Origin of the sequence: Vibrio bivalvicida (assembly GCF_001399455.2) — a bacterium.
In the GTDB taxonomy this organism is placed as follows: domain Bacteria; phylum Pseudomonadota; class Gammaproteobacteria; order Enterobacterales; family Vibrionaceae; genus Vibrio; species Vibrio bivalvicida.
The window spans coordinates 391,459-408,670 of sequence record NZ_LLEI02000032.1 but is presented as its reverse complement, the minus strand read 5'-3'; the positions used below and the strand labels follow the sequence as shown (position 1 = coordinate 408,670).

The 17,212-nt window shown below is 44.8% G+C and carries 18 protein-coding genes; 6 read left to right on the top strand and 12 right to left on the bottom strand.

Annotated features, from left to right (window positions below; genetic code table 11):
• Positions 1-64 precede the first annotated feature (64 nt).
• From nosR to bepA, 5 genes are all read right to left on the bottom strand, one after another.
• The gene (nosR, locus tag APB76_RS12800; RefSeq protein WP_054961463.1) at positions 65-2,212 is read right to left on the bottom strand and encodes a transcriptional regulator NosR; all 2,148 of its coding nucleotides are present in this window, start codon (positions 2,210-2,212) and stop codon (positions 65-67) included.
• A gap of 231 nt (positions 2,213-2,443) precedes the next feature.
• Positions 2,444-2,872 carry a DUF2069 domain-containing protein gene (locus tag APB76_RS12795; protein ID WP_054961464.1) on the bottom strand — a complete coding sequence of 143 codons (429 nt, stop codon included), beginning with the start codon at positions 2,870-2,872 and terminating at the stop codon, positions 2,444-2,446.
• Between the two features lie 2 nt (positions 2,873-2,874).
• Positions 2,875-3,444 carry an NAD(P)H:quinone oxidoreductase gene (wrbA, locus tag APB76_RS12790; RefSeq protein ID WP_049843477.1) on the bottom strand — a complete coding sequence of 190 codons (570 nt, stop codon included), beginning with the start codon at positions 3,442-3,444 and terminating at the stop codon, positions 2,875-2,877.
• On the bottom strand, positions 3,441-3,785 hold the full coding sequence (gene arsC / locus APB76_RS12785) for an arsenate reductase (glutaredoxin) (RefSeq protein ID WP_049843478.1): 345 nt from the start codon (positions 3,783-3,785) through the stop codon (positions 3,441-3,443). The genes wrbA and arsC overlap by 4 nt, the downstream gene beginning before the upstream one ends.
• A 17-nt stretch (positions 3,786-3,802) precedes the next feature.
• Complete coding sequence (gene bepA, locus APB76_RS12780) at positions 3,803-5,257, bottom strand: beta-barrel assembly-enhancing protease (protein WP_054961465.1); 1,455 nt, start codon at positions 5,255-5,257, stop codon at positions 3,803-3,805.
• A 245-nt stretch (positions 5,258-5,502) separates the two neighbouring features.
• Here bepA and APB76_RS12775 point away from each other — a divergent pair, with 245 nt between their 5' ends.
• The 3 genes from APB76_RS12775 (at position 5,503) to APB76_RS12765 (ending at position 8,889) form a co-directional block, all read left to right on the top strand.
• The gene (locus tag APB76_RS12775) at positions 5,503-5,745 is read left to right on the top strand and encodes a sulfurtransferase TusA family protein (RefSeq protein ID WP_054961466.1); all 243 of its coding nucleotides are present in this window, start codon (positions 5,503-5,505) and stop codon (positions 5,743-5,745) included.
• The gene (locus tag APB76_RS12770; RefSeq protein WP_049843481.1) at positions 5,746-6,810 is read left to right on the top strand and encodes an AI-2E family transporter; all 1,065 of its coding nucleotides are present in this window, start codon (positions 5,746-5,748) and stop codon (positions 6,808-6,810) included.
• A 207-nt stretch (positions 6,811-7,017) separates the two neighbouring features.
• Positions 7,018-8,889 carry a methyl-accepting chemotaxis protein gene (locus APB76_RS12765; RefSeq protein ID WP_049843482.1) on the top strand — a complete coding sequence of 624 codons (1,872 nt, stop codon included), beginning with the start codon at positions 7,018-7,020 and terminating at the stop codon, positions 8,887-8,889.
• 69 nt (positions 8,890-8,958) lie between these two features.
• Here APB76_RS12765 and bcp read toward each other — a convergent pair whose 3' ends face one another.
• Positions 8,959-9,429, bottom strand: coding sequence for a thioredoxin-dependent thiol peroxidase (gene bcp / locus APB76_RS12760; protein WP_054961467.1), 471 nt, complete (start codon positions 9,427-9,429; stop codon positions 8,959-8,961).
• Positions 9,430-9,441: 12 nt separating this feature from the next.
• Entirely contained in the window at positions 9,442-9,984 is a 543-nt protein-coding gene (locus tag APB76_RS12755) for a glycine cleavage system protein R (protein WP_054961468.1), read from the bottom strand.
• A gap of 299 nt (positions 9,985-10,283) precedes the next feature.
• Here APB76_RS12755 and dapA point away from each other — a divergent pair, with 299 nt between their 5' ends.
• Both dapA and bamC read left to right on the top strand, forming a co-directional pair.
• Positions 10,284-11,162, top strand: coding sequence for a 4-hydroxy-tetrahydrodipicolinate synthase (dapA, locus tag APB76_RS12750; RefSeq protein ID WP_054961469.1), 879 nt, complete (start codon positions 10,284-10,286; stop codon positions 11,160-11,162).
• Positions 11,163-11,220: 58 nt separating this feature from the next.
• The gene (bamC, locus tag APB76_RS12745) at positions 11,221-12,246 is read left to right on the top strand and encodes an outer membrane protein assembly factor BamC (RefSeq protein ID WP_049843486.1); all 1,026 of its coding nucleotides are present in this window, start codon (positions 11,221-11,223) and stop codon (positions 12,244-12,246) included.
• 88 nt (positions 12,247-12,334) lie between these two features.
• On the opposite strand, the gene APB76_RS12740 is transcribed toward bamC, so the two are convergent.
• Entirely contained in the window at positions 12,335-13,660 is a 1,326-nt protein-coding gene (locus APB76_RS12740; RefSeq protein WP_049843487.1) for a Na+/H+ antiporter family protein, read from the bottom strand.
• A 26-nt stretch (positions 13,661-13,686) separates the two neighbouring features.
• Positions 13,687-14,349: a ribonuclease T gene (gene rnt, locus APB76_RS12735; RefSeq protein WP_049843488.1), complete on the bottom strand. Its 663-nt coding sequence runs from the start codon at positions 14,347-14,349 to the stop codon at positions 13,687-13,689.
• A gap of 199 nt (positions 14,350-14,548) precedes the next feature.
• On the opposite strand from rnt, the gene motY reads away from it, so the two are divergent.
• Entirely contained in the window at positions 14,549-15,430 is an 882-nt protein-coding gene (motY, locus tag APB76_RS12730) for a flagellar protein MotY (RefSeq protein ID WP_049843489.1), read from the top strand.
• Positions 15,431-15,538: 108 nt separating this feature from the next.
• On the opposite strand, the gene APB76_RS12725 is transcribed toward motY, so the two are convergent.
• From APB76_RS12725 to nth, 3 genes are all read right to left on the bottom strand, one after another.
• Positions 15,539-15,976, bottom strand: coding sequence for a DUF2753 domain-containing protein (locus APB76_RS12725; protein ID WP_049843490.1), 438 nt, complete (start codon positions 15,974-15,976; stop codon positions 15,539-15,541).
• A 118-nt stretch (positions 15,977-16,094) separates the two neighbouring features.
• Positions 16,095-16,511: a lactoylglutathione lyase gene (gene gloA, locus APB76_RS12720; RefSeq protein ID WP_054961470.1), complete on the bottom strand. Its 417-nt coding sequence runs from the start codon at positions 16,509-16,511 to the stop codon at positions 16,095-16,097.
• 12 nt (positions 16,512-16,523) lie between these two features.
• Positions 16,524-17,165 carry an endonuclease III gene (nth, locus tag APB76_RS12715; protein WP_004743383.1) on the bottom strand — a complete coding sequence of 214 codons (642 nt, stop codon included), beginning with the start codon at positions 17,163-17,165 and terminating at the stop codon, positions 16,524-16,526.
• Positions 17,166-17,212: the final 47 nt, after the last annotated feature.

The window sequence follows — 17,212 nt, the reverse complement described above, 5'->3', positions numbered from 1 at the left end:
GTTATTGTTCAACTGATATTGGGTAACGGTTAAAACTTGCTCACCAACCACTTATACTAGGTGTTTACAATTGTGTTACGGGTATATCAGAACTCATTTGTTGACGTTTTTTACGTGCCATTTTTTTCAATGGTGGGCACTTGCCATCGTTGGAATAGGTTATCTGGCAATCAAGGCAGTAATGGCACTCGCGCATATTAATCACACCGTCAGGATGAATCGCTTGAATCTCACACTCCTTCGCGCATATTTTGCAAGGGGATCCGCATTCAGGACGACGCTTAAGCCAATCAAAGAGACGGACACTGTTTGAGATTGAGAGTGCGGCACCGAGTGGGCACAGGTAACGACAAAAGGTCTTGCGGTTAAATAGATTAAGACTGAGTAAAAAGAGCGCCCAAGCGACAAAGGGCCATTCGCGGTCAAACTTGAGCAAGAAGGTGGTTTTAAATGGCTCTATTTCGGCAAATTGTTCTGCCAAAGCAAGAGAGTCAAGTGAGATAGCAAACAGGGCGAGTAAGATGAGATACTTGATGGCCCAAAGTCTTTCGTGTACTGCCCAAGGTAGCTCAAATTGAGGAACTTTAGCGTAGCGAGCGACTTGATTAATCAGCTCTTGCAATGCACCAAATGGACACAGCCAGCCACAATATACAGCGCGCCCCCATAGCAACATTGTCACGGCGGCGGCACACCAAAGAATAAAGATGATCGGGTCGAGCAAGAATAAGTCCCATGAGAAGCCTTTAAACAGTGACTGTAAGAAAGTAAATACGTTGACCACAGATAGCTGACCACCCCAAGTCCAGCCAATTAATACTACTGTGACGACTAAGAACCCATGACGTAAGCGATGCATAAAAGTAGGGTGCCTGACCAAAATGTCTTGGAAAAACAAAATGAGAATAAGGACGGCAATTAACGCCAGCAATATCACAACCTGAATCTGCCGTTCATGCCAAATTTGTTCTGTTGGGCTGAGTTCTTTTGGTGGAATAATCGCTGGTGGCGTGTCGACATAATTCTCAAGGACGTCGTAACGGCCTTTAAAACTGGTAAACACGCTATCAATTGGGCCCGTTTGGCGCCTCACTAAAAGTTCGATTTGCCAACTGGCCCCTGGGTCAAACTCGTGATGGGCTTGCACCTTAAATATCGACATCTCTTTAAAACTTGGTGCGCCTACCGCATATAAATCGGCGATGCGGGTGTGGTCTAAGTCGCGAAATGAGATTTCATTGTCGTTCTGGTGCACTTGTAAACGATCAAAGATTCCGCCGCGTACATAGCCAGAGCCTTTGTATGAATAGCCGTTGCCGAATACAGCGATAAGGTGTTCATCTGGTTGAAGGCTATCGGTAAGCCACTGGTATTCGGACTCACCAAATAGGTTAATACCTATGGTTGGAATGTCGGCTAAGGCGTAGTAAACCTCGGAGAACATATCATTACTTTTGGATTTTGCTACGGTATCGATGTTCTCGGCATCTGTACCATCAAAAGCTTCCTGAACAACTTGGTTGGTTAGATAGAGCTTACGAATTGATCCATCGCCGGTTAAATCAAGCCAACTCTTTTTAGCAAAGACATCTTTCCTGATGGTCGAAATGGGCTGAATGATACCGTTAGAAGGTGTGATAATGCCTAACGATTCCGCTGCTTTTGTCGCAGCTTTGGTGATGGCGACATTCATCACCATGACGGTAACGGTTGCTCCTGAAAGGCCGTCAATGGGAACGTAGCCTTGCTCAGTTTTTCCTCCGACTTTAATTCTGTCTTTGACTGAAAGACCGACATATTGGTCACTAAACTCCCATAACTTACGTTCGGGTATTCCGGCCAAAATAATCGGTTCGTGATGTTCCAACACTTTCGAAGCCAGATATTCGCCCTCGGGGCTTATAACTACCAGCATATTGACGGGCTCACCTGAATAAGCGGGAATTCGAGCAATATCATCGGTTTCAAATGCGTAGCCCAAGATACCGTCGGCCCCTTCTATGGTGCGAATCAATGGGGTGCCTTGTTTATCGGAGATCGATGTAAAATTTGGGAAAGTTTCTTGGATAAGTGGAATTGGGTCTTTGGGAGGGCTTACAAACAGCGCATGAGCAGAGAGAGAAAAAAAGAACAGCGCGAAGCAGCAGAACGATACGATTCTGGACAGCGATAATGCGTAGCACGCATTGACGAATTTAGCTTTGTGTTCCATTTCAAGCTCCCTGCGAAGCAGAACAAACAATGCGTAGTAGGTTAATGTATGAGCAACAGAAGAAATTGATTTAAATCATTAATCACTAATTAACAATCTATTGATTTGATAAACTTTAAGCTCAATCACGTAAATGAGATGTTTGTATTTGTTTAATAAAATGTCATTGTTTTTGCTGTGGGTATTGTGGCGGAGAGGTGATCTCTCCGCTTTAGAGTAAATTAAACCTTGCTATTTGCTTTCCTCAAAGCGTGCTTTTTCTTCTTTCTCAACCTTAGACAGTCTTTTCAATTTCATGCCGAGTTCTTTACCTCTTGCTCTGGTATAGAGAATATTGCCGAAGAAGGCGAGTGTTGTGAGGACGAGTTCAACTACCGCTAACCAACGCTCGCCATCATCAACGTATAAGATGGTAAAGCCGTGTAAGAAATAGAGCATCAAAACAAAGTTTGCCCACGCATGGGTATAAGGCTTACCAGCAAGAATTCCTGGAAGAGGTAATAATAGAGGTACAGCCCAAGCGATAGCTAATGTCGTGCTACTAATATGTGGATGAGGGGACAGCGACAGTTGCCATATCATGATCCATGCGAGTAGGGCAAGGTTGCCAAACAAGGCCAGCAGGCGATAAAGCTTAGTCGTTGACTGCATATCTTGCATAGTTATTGGTCCTTCAGTTTTAAAGCGGTCTGCGCTAAACGCTTCCCCAGTTGTTGCGACAATTCAATCTCATCTCCACTTAACGTTGAGCCTGTAGAGCTAACCGATGTCGCGCCATAAGGCGTTCCCCCGCTTTGTGTCGTGTGAAGTTTTGGTTGTGAATAGGGAATACCTAGAATCATCATTCCGTGGTGTAATAGCGGTAGCATCATGCTGTTCAAAGTTGTTTCTTGCCCGCCATGAAGACTCGATGAAGAAGTAAACACACATGCAGGTTTGTCAATCAAATCACCTGCCACCCACAGGGAGGTAGTTTTATCCCAAAAGTGTTTAAGTGGTGCTGCCATGTTACCGAACCATACGGGGCTTCCCATCGCTAAACCATCACACCGCTTGAGTTCATTGGTGGTGATGACAGGATCGTCGGGCTTGTTTTCACCGTCTAGTTCATCAACAGTGCGCAGTATAGCTTCACAGTGTGGGATGGACTCCACCCCGCGTGCGATCTGTCTGGCAATGGCTCGCGTAGAACCATGCCGACTGTAATACAAGATGATGACTTGGCAACTCATAGAATGTCTAAGACTTGCTCCGGAGGTCGGCCATGCTTGGCTTTGCCGTTAGCAATCACGATTGGACGTTCGATTAACTTCGGGTTTTCAGCCATCGCTTTAAACAGGGTTTCGTCATCCGCTGATTTCAGCTCTAGCTCTTTGTAGATATCTTCTTTAGTGCGCATCATATCGCGAACTTCAGAAACACCAAGTTGAGTCATCAGTGTTTTAAGCTCATCGACACTTGGTGGAGTTTCGAGATACTTAATGATTTGTGGTTGAAAGTTTTTTTCTTCTAATAGAGCCAGAGTTTGGCGGCTTTTAGAGCATCGAGGGTTGTGATAAATCACGACTGACATAGAGTTTTCTCCATTTATTATTGTAAAGCGAAAAAACGATCCCTTTGTACCATTAATTGGTCAATACGGGCATCATATCTCGCTTGCTTTAAGCTTCCTAATTCAGCGATTTGACTCGCTTGTGTGTAATATTGAATTGCTTTGTCCCAATTGGCTTTTAGCGCGAGAATTTCAGCGCGGGCAGCTAAGTCTTCGTCACTTACGCCAAGGTGAATATTGGCTTCAGACAGCAAGTGCCAACCATTGACATCATTTGGATTATCATGGGTATAACGTTGCAATACTTTTATTGCCTCTTTGTTCTTGTCTTGCTCCATAAGCACGTTGGCATAGTTGATTGTCAGTACCGCGTTGTTGGGTGCTGATTTTAATGAACGCTTAAGCATTTCTTCTGCTTTTTCTGGTTGCTTCATTGCGATATAGAGATCAGACATCGCATCAAGATAGAAGCGATTATACGCATCTTGTTTTAGCAGGTTTTGCAAAATGGAGTGCGCTTCTTCAAGCTGATTGTTATCTAGATAAACTAGGGCTTTACCATACTGAAGAGAGGGCTTGATATTGTTCGGCGCCCGTTTTTCCTTGCGGTTCATCCAATCCAGAGCAGCTTTTGCCTCGATACCGGTATAACGAGCGACAACTCTCGCTCTGGCAAGGTGGTAGTTAAGGGACGGGTCGACTCGACGGGCTGGATAGTTCTGTGCGCGAGCGCGGCTGTCAGAAATACGATCTTCTGGCAAGGGGTGAGTCAACAGCATCGGTGGCGGCTTACTTGCGTAACGGAATTCATCCGCCAAGCGGCCAAAAAATCGCGGCATAGCGTTCACATCAAATCCAGCTTTGGACAATGTGCTGATACCAAAGCGGTCTGCCTCTTTTTCGTTGCTACGAGTGTAGTTAATTTGGCCTTGCATGTTACCCGCAGTCGTTGCAGTAATGGCTGCCATACCTGCCTGAGGCGAAGCGATTGCCAGTAATAAAGAACCCGCTAACGCGGCTAACGTTGCTGGAGAGCGTCTGGCTTGCTCCTCCATGCTTCGTGCTAAGTGGCGTTGTGTCACGTGGGCAATTTCGTGAGCCACCACTGATGCAAGTTCACTCTCACTTTGTGCATAGAGAAATAGACCTGAGTGAAGTGCGACGTAACCGCCAAAAAACGCGAATGCGTTGATGTTGCGGTCGCGGATCATGAAGAAGGTGAACGGTGTTTTAACATCTGATGCATTGGCGACCAAGCGATGACCTAAACTGTCAATATATTCGTTGAGCACGGGATCATTAACAATCGGTGAGCCGCTACGAAGCATGCGCATATAGGCATCGCCATATTGCTGTTCTTGGGCAATGGTCAAAGTGCCACTTGCCGCGGTGCCAATATCAGGAAGGTTTAGATTGTTTGCAAACGTAGGCGCCGGAGTGCTTAATGCTGTGGCAATACAAAGGCAAACTAATGAACGCGTATGTTTAAACATATTTAACAGGTGATACTCCGTAGATTTCCTCATCCTTGTCACGTTTATCATAACAAGACGGATATACGCTTGGACACCATAACGATAATATGGTTTCCAATTCGTTAAGTGATTCATTTAGTGAATGTAAAAGCAGCGATTCACCCAGAGTTCACAGCCGTGACCTTACCACTATTATTTGCACTGACGACTGGAATAAAACACTATACAATACCTATCGGTAATAATATGCATCGGGCGATAGAATGGAACCGAATATTTTGGATTTACGCCAAGAACGCTGTCCAATGGCACTGTTACTTGCTAAGCGTCACACAAAAAATTTGGCTGCTGGAGAGCAAACATTGCTCCTGGTTTCTGATTCAAGCTCATATGTCGATATTACTCATTACCTCCACCAGCACGTATTTAAGCTAATCTGTGAAGAGATGGACGGTTATTATCGTATGCAAGTCAGCCGCTCAACAAACCCAAAGGAATTATGCTGAATGTTTGAAATGGTAAGTCGCTGGTATAAGCGACGTTTCTCTGATCCACACGCTGTAAGCCTTGTTGCGATTCTCTTATTCGGCTTCATTACGATTTATTTCTTCGGCAATCTAATTGCCCCTTTACTGGTCGCTATCGTGTTGGCGTATCTGCTTGAATGGCCTGTTGTTCAGCTTTCTCGCTTAGGTATCCCACGAACGTTATCCGTAGTGCTTGTTATTTTGGGCTTTAGTAGCTTGATGATTGTCGCTATTTTTGGCTTAGTTCCAACAATTTGGGAACAGGTTGGTAACTTAATCAATGATATCCCAACTATGTATGGTGGTCTGCAAGCGTTTATTGCTGAATTACCGCATCGCTACCCTGAGCTAGAGAACTTTCAGATTGTCGAGTCACTGGTCACTAATGCTAAAAACCAAGTGATAGTGATGGGAGAGACGGTTGTTAAAGGTTCGCTTGCTTCCTTGGTCAGTTTGGCTACTTTGGCTGTCTATTTGATTTTGGTTCCACTGTTGGTTTTTTTCTTGTTAAAAGATAAAGACGAGATGATGGATATGACCAGTGGTGTTTTACCACGTAATCGTCGCTTAGCAACCAAAGTATGGGATGAGATGAACGAACAAATCTCTAACTACATTCGCGGTAAGGTGATGGAGATCCTTATTGTTGGTGGGGTGAGTTATGTGACTTTTGCCATCCTTGATCTGCGATACTCCGTGCTGCTAGCTGTTGCGGTGGGTTTCTCGGTACTTATTCCTTATATCGGCGCAGCAGCCGTAACGGTTCCGGTTGCGATTGTTGGGCTATTCCAGTGGGGGCTGTCCCCACAGTTTTATTGGTTGTTAATTGCTTACGGTATTATTCAGGCCCTAGATGGTAACGTATTGGTGCCTGTACTTTTCTCTGAGGCCGTGAATCTTCACCCTGTTGCCATTATTGTTGCAGTACTAGTATTCGGCGGCTTATGGGGGTTCTGGGGGGTATTCTTTGCTATTCCGCTCGCCACTTTGGTTAAGGCCGTGTGGAATGCGCTGCCCAGTCAGGATGATGAAGTGACGACATAACTCGCTTTGGTGAATGCAAGCGATTACATATTAAGCCCTAAAGTTACCTCTTTAGGGCTTTTTGTTTGTGCTCCAGTTGGCATTTTTACCTACTATAGAATTTACTTAAGTGTGTATTTGTTAGAAATTTCTTAAGTAAACGTTATTCGTGACGATAACTATACTAATTACAATAACAAAACGCTTGCTGACTAATTGAGGGAAAATATGAAATTTAGCCAAAAAATCGTTGCGGCTTCATCGGCACTACTGCTGGTGACTGTAACCCTGTTGTCGATTCAACAGCTAAGCACCGTAAAACAGGAAGTCGAAGCACTCGTTGATACCAGCTTAAATGAGATGGTAAAAGGTGTGAAGAATACAGTGGTTTCAGAGATGGAAAGTAAAAAATCTTTGGCTCAATCAACCACTGAGGTTCTTGAACTTGATCCGCAAAACCGTCAACTCGTTAAACAGATTCTAGAAAAACCAGAGTTAAAAGGCAGTTTCCTTGCGGTTGGCTTTGGTTATGAAGCGGACGGTTTTGTCGTAGAAAATGATGATGGCTGGGAAGCAGGGCCTGACTACGACCCTCGAGTACGTCCTTGGTTTAAAGATGCGAAAGCGCAAGGCAAGTTAGTCGTGACGGACCCGTATGTTGATGTCTCGTCGAAAAAAGTGATTATCTCTATTGGCACACCAGTCAAAGAGAATGGTCAGTTTATGGCGGGTATGTTCTACGATATGGAGTTAGGCGGTTTAGCCGATCTGGTCAATAGCGTAAACCTACTGGATGCGGGCTACTTATTCATCGTAACTGCTGACGGTACTACTATTGCTCACCCACAAGCTGAAAATAACGGTGAAAACCTCACAAAGTATTTGCCTCAAGCAAAAGTTCAGGGCGGAAATCAAAGGTTTGAGCAAGATGGCAAGCGCTTGTTAGTTCACTTTGAAAAAGTTCCTTCTGAAAACTGGTACATCGGTGCGGTTGTTGATGAAGATATTGCGTTTGCGGCAGTGGATGACATGCGCAGCAGCTCAATTCTATACGTTGTGATTGGCGTAGTACTTAGTGTGTTGGTACTTAGCTTCTTGATCAAAGTGTTGATGAAGCCACTAGCAACATTGAACGATGCAATTCAAGATGTGGCATCTGGTCAAGGGGATCTTACTAAGCGTTTAGATACCAACACAGACCAAGAGTTTGCCCAGTTGGCGGAAGGATTCAATACCTTTACTGAAACACTGCAAAAACAGATCCAGCAATCTAAAGCTATTGGTGCAGAAATACTCCGTGGTACTGAAATGACGGTGGTTGGCGCACAGCATTCAGCAGGAGCTATGCGCAGTCAACTTGAAGAGTTAGAGCAGCTAGCGACAGCGATGAACGAAATGGCTGTGACGGCGACTGAAGTGGCAAACAACGCACAAGGTGCGGCAGCGGCGGCTAAAGAAGCGGATGAAGCGACTCAGGATGGCTCATCGGTCGTGAGTGATACAACCAATTCAATAGACATGCTCTCTACACGTATCGATCAAGCGGTAGAAGAGGTTCAAGGACTTGAATCTGCCACTGCCAATATTGAAACTATTTTGAAAGTCATCAATGATATTGCAGACCAAACTAACCTACTGGCACTGAATGCGGCGATTGAAGCGGCTCGTGCGGGTGAGTCTGGACGTGGGTTTGCGGTTGTAGCGGATGAGGTCCGCACTTTGGCTCAGCGTACCCAAGAATCAACCACTGAAATTCGTAATATGATTGAACAGCTTCAAGCTGGGGCGAGTTCGGTTTCAGTAGCGATGAATGAAAGTAAAAATACGGCAGTTGATGCGGTTGACAAAGCACAAGCGGCAGATGGTGCGTTGCAGCGTATTCGTGACGCGATTCAGCGTATTAGCGACATGAATATGCAGATCGCCTCTGCGGCAGAAGAGCAAAGCTTGGTGGCTGAAGAGATCAACAGCAACACAGTGAAAATCAAAGACTTGTCGACTCAAGTTGCAGACTCAGCTGAAGAAGCAAACATGGCGATGCAAGTTCAAACTGAGAATGTTCGTGAACAAGACGCGATTCTAAACAAGTTTATTGTTTAGTCGTTCAGTTGTGTCCCGCAAAACTAAAACGCCAGCGATTAAGCTGGCGTTTTTATTAGCAAGAGTTAATTATTTGTTTTCGTTTAAATAATCTAAAACCACTTCGTGGTGAGTCTTTGTTTTAAACTTGTTGAAGACATGCTCAATCACGCCTTCTTCGTTGATCAAGAAGCTAATACGGTGCAGGCCATCGTATACCTTACCCATGAACTTCTTCTCACCCCATACACCAAACTGGTCTGCGACCGCGTGGTCTTCGTCAGATAACAGCGTGAAGTTAAGCTCATCACGTTCGATGAACTTACCTAGGCGCTTAACTGGGTCGATACTGACGCCAAGGACAACGACGTTGTTAGCATCAAGCTCAGCTTTAATATCGCGTAGCCCTTGTGCCTGAACGGTACACCCGGGAGTCATCGCTTTTGGGTAAAAGTAAAACAGAACTTTCTTACCTTTGAAATCGCTAAGTGATACGGCTTCGCCATTTTGATCAAGTAAAGAGAACGCTGGCGCAGGGGCACCGGCTGTGAGCGTGTTCATGGAGATTCCTTTTTATTGGCTGTTTTTTAAGAAATTTAGTGAGCCTTGAACGGCTAAGTCTTGGCAAAGATTATCGAACTCTTCTTGTAGCTGCATTAGGTTGCATTCTGAGTCTACAGTTGCGGTTATCGCAATATGGAACTGGTCTTTTTCCGAGTCGATTTTTTGCTTGTCTATAGTTTGAGCACTGAGTGACGAAAGACCGATATTCTTTTCTGCGAAAAAATTGGTGAACTTTTCTGTCAATCCTGGCTTATCATCTGATTCAACAAACACTTCTAACGTGTAGGTGTTGTCAAGGTGAGCGTGAGTAGAAGTACGTTTCATGATGGTGATGAGATCATGCTCCTGACCGAGAAGTGGGAGAGTAGTCTCTACACGAGTCACCGCTGCTTTATTGCCGGTCAGCAACATGATTAGGGTAAATTCATTGCCAAATAGGGCGATACGACTGTCAACAATATTGCATCCAGACTGAGTGACTAGGTGTACAACTTGGTTGCATACGCCTGGGCGATCCGTTCCTACGGCAGTAATCACCAGATGTTGAGTCATAGGTTCACTTCTATCAAAGTTAGGTTTATTAATGAGATAGCTTAGCACAGTTATATGCTAGAAAAATGGCCTCGGTACGCTTTTCTGATTTGCTTTGAACGTATTTTAGTCTATTGCGTCGTACTGGGTTAATTCCTAACTTGCTACTGACACGACCGGAATTGAAAGGAGTAAGTTGCCAAAGTTCTAACATCTGATAAATATTCATTCATTTAGGTGATTTAAGCGGCTTTAAGCGCTTGTCTTTATCAATCGCCTTACAGTACCATGCGATTAGTATCTAAATTAGGGAGAAAGACATGTTTTCAGGAAGTATAGTAGCGTTAATTACACCGTTTAATAATGATGGCGAAGTAGATTACGTGAGCCTGAAGAAACTGGTGGAATACCATGTAGCGGCTGGTAGTGACGGCATCGTTGCAGTGGGTACTACTGGTGAGTCGGCGACGCTTACGATTGAAGAGCATGTCAAGGTTGTGATGAAGACGGTTGAGTTTGCAGAAGGTCGTATCCCTGTCATTGCGGGAACGGGTGCCAATGCCACTCATGAGTCTGTTACCTTCAGTCGTCTATTAAACAACTCTGGTATTGCGGGTTGTCTAAGCGTAACTCCTTACTACAACAAACCTACTCAAGAGGGTTTGTTCCAACACTACAAAGCAATTGCAGAAGAGAGTGATGTACCACAAATTTTGTACAACGTACCGGGGCGAACTGCGGTAGACTTACTGCCTGAAACCGTAGCTCGTCTTTCTGAAATTGAAAGCATTGTTGCATTAAAAGATGCGACAGGTGATTTAAGCAGAATTGCAATTCACCGTGAACTTTGTGGCGAAGATTTTATCTTACTAAGTGGCGATGATTCGTCTGGGCTCGAATTTGTCAAACAGGGTGGTAATGGAGTGATCTCTGTGACCAACAATATCGCTGCAGAAGATATGGCGAAGATGTTTAGACTGGCGAGTGAAGGTAAGTTTGAAGAAGCGGAAATCATTAATCAACGTTTGATGCCGCTGCATAAGAACCTATTTGTTGAGTCAAGTCCGATTCCGGTCAAGTGGGCAGCCCATAAACTCGGCCTTATCGAACATGGTGGCCTGCGATTACCGCTGACAGAGCTGTCTGAAAATGCTCGCCCAATAGTGGCTCAAGCGATGACGGAAGCTTGCATTTACTAAATTTAAAGATGGACTGCCGGAGTGTCAATGCTCCGGCAAGTATGTATCAGGAGTTTCAATGAAATTGTCTCACCAGCTAGTCGTCAGTTCACTAGCTGTTTTTGTTTTAAGTGCATGTTCCGGTAGTGCCACGCAGCGTCGTCAAGCGAAGGATGACTTCGAATACTTGAACACGCCACCCTTGAAAGAGTGGACGCTAGCTGAAGGCGCTAACCCTCAGTTTTATAAAAATTACGATATTCCTCAAGGTGATTTTTCTGGTGGGGTTGGCAAAGATGTTGATATCCGTTCTCCACAGCAAATCCTTGAGCTTATTCCTGGCGCACGTGCCGAGCGTAAACAAGGTGAAACGACACTGTGGTTATTACGTGAAGATGAGCTAGATAAAGTATGGCAGACTGCTTTGAAGATGCTTCAAGAGCACGGAATCGGTATTCTTGAGCAGACTGACACTCGTCTTGAAACAGACTGGGTATTATGGACAGAGCAAGACGAAGAGCTAGAAATTGGCTCACGTTACTCGATTGAACGTATTCTTGTCGGTGGTCGCCACGGGTTTAAAATTTCTTTGATCGATTGGCGCGAAGGTGGCAGGAAAGTACCTGTGACCGAGACCAACAAAGAGCGTTATAATGCTTTGATGACTAACTTAGTCACGGCTCGTTATGACCAAGACCTTCGTGAAGAAGCGGCGCGTAAAGCGCAAGAATTGGTTAAGCAGATCCCAATTTCGATGGGCTCTGACCGCAGCGGATTCCCGGTTATTATTGCGCGTACTCCATACAATGTGCTTTGGTTACGTATTCCGACATTGCTGCCAGAAATGGGCTTTACGATTGAAGAACGTAATCAGTCACAAGGCACGGTTAAAGCAAAATATGCAGCGCCAGATGATGAGTTCTGGACTGAGATAGGTGTGAAGCCAATCCAGCTAGCATCAGGTACATACACTTTCCTTCTGGGTGATCTTGGTAACCGTACGTCAATAAATGTGACAGATTCCGCGGGCAAACCAGTAGAAGAAGAGTTATTGCAAGATATGGTGCCAATCATTGCTGCTGTTGCTGAACAGACAGACGAGTAACAAGCAGATAGCAAGTATAAAAAAGCTGACATGATGTCAGCTTTTTTTATATCTATATCGCCACGGTGGTCAGTGGCAAAGTAGTTAACTACAGCACCATAGCGGCAATCCAACCAAAGACAATTAATGGAATATTGTAGTGGATAAAGGTGGGTACTACAGTTTCCCAAATATGCTCGTGTTGACCGTCAGCATTTAGACCCGACGTCGGACCCAGCGTTGAGTCTGAAGCAGGAGAGCCTGCATCACCCAGAGCTGCAGCTGTACCGACTAGCGCGATAGTGGCCATCGGAGAGAAACCAAACGCGGCTGCTAAGGGAACATAGATGGTTGCGAGGATTGGAATAGTTGAGAACGATGAACCGATCCCCATAGTAACCAGTAGACCGACTACCAACATGAGTAGTGCGGCTAGTGGTTTGTTGTCACCAATGCTTGTTGATAGCGCTTCAACTAACGACTCTACACCACCAGTCTGCTTCATTACCGCCGCAAAACCCGCTGCTGCAATCATGATAAAGCCAATCATTGCCATCATGTGTACGCCTTTGGTGAAAACATCGTGCGTCTCTTTCCACGCAATAACGCCGCCAAAAGTAAACACCATAAATCCTGCAAGGCCACCAATGATCATTGAACCAGTAGAAAGCTGCACACTTAATGCCGCAACAATACCTGCCGCTGCGACAAGAATGTTTTTCTTATTGATCGACTCAGGGTTCTCTTCTACGTGGGTCAGTTCCGTCTCTTGATACTGACGAGGCTTGCGATAGCTAAAGAAAATCGCTGTAAGTAGACCAAAAATCATCCCGGCTGCTGGAAGTAGCATCGCGACTGGCACTTGGCTAGCTACAACGTTTTCTAGACCGTTCTCATGTAAGTTCTTAAGCAGAATGTTGTTTAGGAAAATGCCACCAAAACCAATAGGTAGAACCATATAAGGCGTTACCAAACCGAAGGTGAGTACACAAGCGATCATTCGACGGTCGAGGTTAAGCTTTGCAAAAACGCCTAGTAGAGGTGGAATAAGAATCGGGATAAAGGCGATGTGGACTGGAATAACGTTTTGTGACGACATAGTGACTAACACTAAGGCAATCAGTACCGCGTATTTTAGGCCAGTCGAGGCTGACGCGTTCTCTTTACCGTTAATACGTTTGATGACGCTATTTGCTAAAAGGTCGGTAATACCAGAGCGCGAGATAGCAACAGCAAAGGTACCGAGCATAGCGTAGCTAAGTGCGATAGTGGCACCACCTCCAAGTCCGCTTTCGAAGGCAGCAACCGCTTCATTAAGTTCCATACCTGAAACCAAACCACCAACGATAGCGCTAAATGTCAGTGCTACGACGACATTGACGCGCATCAGTGCTAAGGCAAGCATGACACATACAGAAATGACAACAGGGTTCATAATTTACTCGTGTGTTGTGTTTACATTTATTCTTTTATTTCTTCTTCGCCAGCATCAATTAACGGCCAACCGCCAAGGGCTTTCCATTTATTGACGATGCCGCAGAAGAGCTCTGCCGTTTTTTGTGTATCGTATAGAGCAGAGTGGGCTTCTTTATTGTCAAAATCCATCCCTGCGGTTTTGCACGCTTTTGCAAGCACCGTTTGGCCATAAGCCAAACCACTTAACGTTGCAGTGTCAAAGGTAGCGAAGGGGTGGAAAGGGACGCGTTTAAGTTTGCTACGCTCGCTCGCTTCCATCACGAAGCTGTGATCGAAGTTTGCATTGTGAGCGACCATGATTGCACGGCTACAATCAGCGGCTTTTTGCTCTTTGCGTACCAACTTATAAATCTCTTTGAGGGCTTCAGATTCTGTCACTGCGCCACGTAATGGGCTGAATGGGTCACGAATGCCGTTAAATTCCAGCGCTTCTTTCTCTAGGTTAGCGCCTTCAAATGGCTCGACATGAAAATGAATGGTAGAGGCAGGGACAAGATCGCCGTTTTCGTCCATCTTTAAGGTAACGGCGCAGATTTCGAGTAGCGCATCGGTCTTTGCGTTGAACCCAGCGGTTTCTACGTCAATAACAACTGGAAAGTAGCCGCGAAATCGTTTTTTTAGCGTCAATGCTTCGTTTTCAATAGTCATGTGTGCTTAAAATAATGTGACAGGGCAGACATTATTGCAGATTCTTTAAGCGAGAAAAACCGTTAATGCTGATTGAAAATGAATCATTGGTAATTTGTCCTATACAAATCAGTTGGCGAGATTATTGCATTGCTCTATGTGAAGGTAATCGGGTGGCAAAATATGGCTGCCCAAGTTGAGTTAAGAGATGAAGTATTCTATGAAGAAGTGGTTGGCTCCTAGTGTTGCAATGGCAATAACAGCGTTTACTCCCAATGTATTTGCGTTGGAGAAACACTATGTGGCCAAACCTCAGCAGTCTATGTGGCAAATGGTTGCCAACACACCACTTGAATGCCGTCTTGTTCATCCTATTCCAAACTATGGTGACGCGGTTTTTTCATCGCATGCGAGCAAAAAAATTAACCTCGATTTTGAGCTCAAGATGAAACGCCCAATGGGGCAAACTCGCGACGTAAGCTTGATTTCTATGCCACCGGCTTGGAGGCCGGGAGATAGTGCGGACAGACTAACCACCATCCGCTTCTTCCAACAGTTTGATGGCTATGTTGGTGGTCAAACCGCTTGGAACATACTGGGCGAGTTAGAAAAAGGTCGTTATCCGACATTCAGTTATCAAGAATGGCGCAGTCGAAATCAGCGAGTAGAAGTGGCGCTCTCTTCGGTGTTGTTCCAACAGTCCTATAATGTGTTTAGCGATTGTATTGCCAACCTTCTGCCATACAGCTTCGAAGACATTGCCTTTACGATACTTCACTATGACCGTACCAGTGTGGAGTTAAATAAACAGTCACAGAAAAGATTGGCGCAAATTGCCGAGTACATTAAGCACAATCAAGATATTGACCTTGTATTGGTGTCGACTTATACCGATGCTGACGATGGTAAGAGTGTCAGTCAAAGCCTTTCAGAGCGCCGTGCTGAAGTGTTAGAAGAGTACTTTAAGTCTCTTGGCTTGCCAGAGGACCGAATTCAAGTTCGGGGGTATGGCCGAAGACGACCAGTTGATGATAATGCTTCGCCAATTGGTAAAGACCGAAATCGACGTGTGGTCATCTCATTGGGAAGAACGCAAATATAGTCAGCTAAAACAGAAACAGGCCAGATTGACTGGCCTTTTTGTTGTTCCGTTTAGCGTGCATATACCAACCAAAATAAATATCTGATCACATATTTATCTAGATTGGTACTAGTTCAAACGGAATTTAGCAATAAGGTTACAGTTGGTGGCGGTATCGATATCTTGTACCAACTGAGCAATCTTGGGATTTGGGTGCCTTTTCATAAACTCAATCAAGGCTTTTTTGCAACAGCCCATCGAATCGATGAAGGCATCACAATCATTGTTCGGGCATTGTGGTACGAGAGTCAGTACCTTCTCTGACGCGAGCTGGAGATATTTAAGTTCATACTTTACATCACCGACGTTGCGCCAGAACATCGCCATGTTATGGCATGAAATCACCGAGATCATTAAGCGGTCTTCAACGCCAACCTCTTCAGCTTCACTAATGCGTTCACTTAACGTAAGCGCTTGCTGATAATGAAGGATACCTCTTAGGTGATCTTCATCGTTCATTGCCATGTCTGCTAGTAAGGTATGTTTCTCCCACTCTTGGATGCCCATTGTTTTAATCTCCTAACCGCGAATAGGCTTGAGATTAAATGATAATTATTATCAAGTAAAGCTAAAAAAATAGGACAGTGTGATACTGTCCTATTTAAAACATCGCCTGAAGTAATAATTAACCTTCTAAGCCTGCTGATGCTTGCTTGTTTTGGATGAGTTCTAGCATGTAGCCATCAGGGTCTTTGACGAAAGCAATATGAGTAGTGCCGCCTTTTACCGGCCCCGGTTCACGAGTCACATTGCCACCAACTGCTTTAATTGCATCGCAAGTGGTGTAGATATCGTCAACACCAATCGCGATATGGCCAAATGCGCTGCCTAAGTCATATTCACTTGTGCCCCAGTTATACGTTAGCTCAATGACGGCCCCTTGAGATTCGTCGCCGTATCCCAGAAAAGCCAAAGTGTATTCATATTCTTTGTTTTCGTTGGTACGTAGAAGCTGCATGCCCATCACGTCAGTATAAAATTGAATTGATTTGTCTAGATCACCGACGCGAAGCATGGTGTGCAGGATACGTCCATTTGACATTGTCGTGCTCTCCTAATTTTCTGGATAAACTTTTTCTTTGTATTCGCAAAGGTCTTCAATGATGCAACTACCACAGCGAGGCTTACGTGCGACACAAGTATAGCGACCATGTAGGATTAGCCAGTGGTGTACATCTAGCTTAAATTCTTTAGGCACGACCTTGAGTAGTTTTTCTTCTACTTGGTCGACATTCTTACCCATTGCAAACTTAGTTCGATTTGATACGCGATAGATATGAGTATCCACCGCGATAGTTGGCCAGCCAAAGGCGGTATTTAGCACTACGTTTGCTGTTTTACGTCCAACGCCGGGTAACGCTTCGAGAGCTTCACGGTTTTCAGGGACTTCGCCATTGTGCTGCTCGAGTATGATCTTACAGGTCTTAATGACGTTTTCAGCTTTTGAGTTAAACAGGCCAATAGTTTTAATATACTCTTTGACGCCATCAACCCCTAAATCAAAAAGACCTTGCGGGGTGTTAGCGACAGGGTAAAGTTTGTCTGTCGCTTTGTTCACGCTTACGTCAGTAGCTTGAGCTGAGAGAAGTACTGCAATCAGTAATTCAAAAGGTGTACTCCAATTTAATTCGGTTTGAGGGTTAGGGTTATTTTCCCTCAGTCGCTCCAGTATTAATCGTCGTTTATCTTTGTTCATTTGAGGCTGCTTTCCAGTGCTCCGTTTGATGCGATACGCTCAAACTG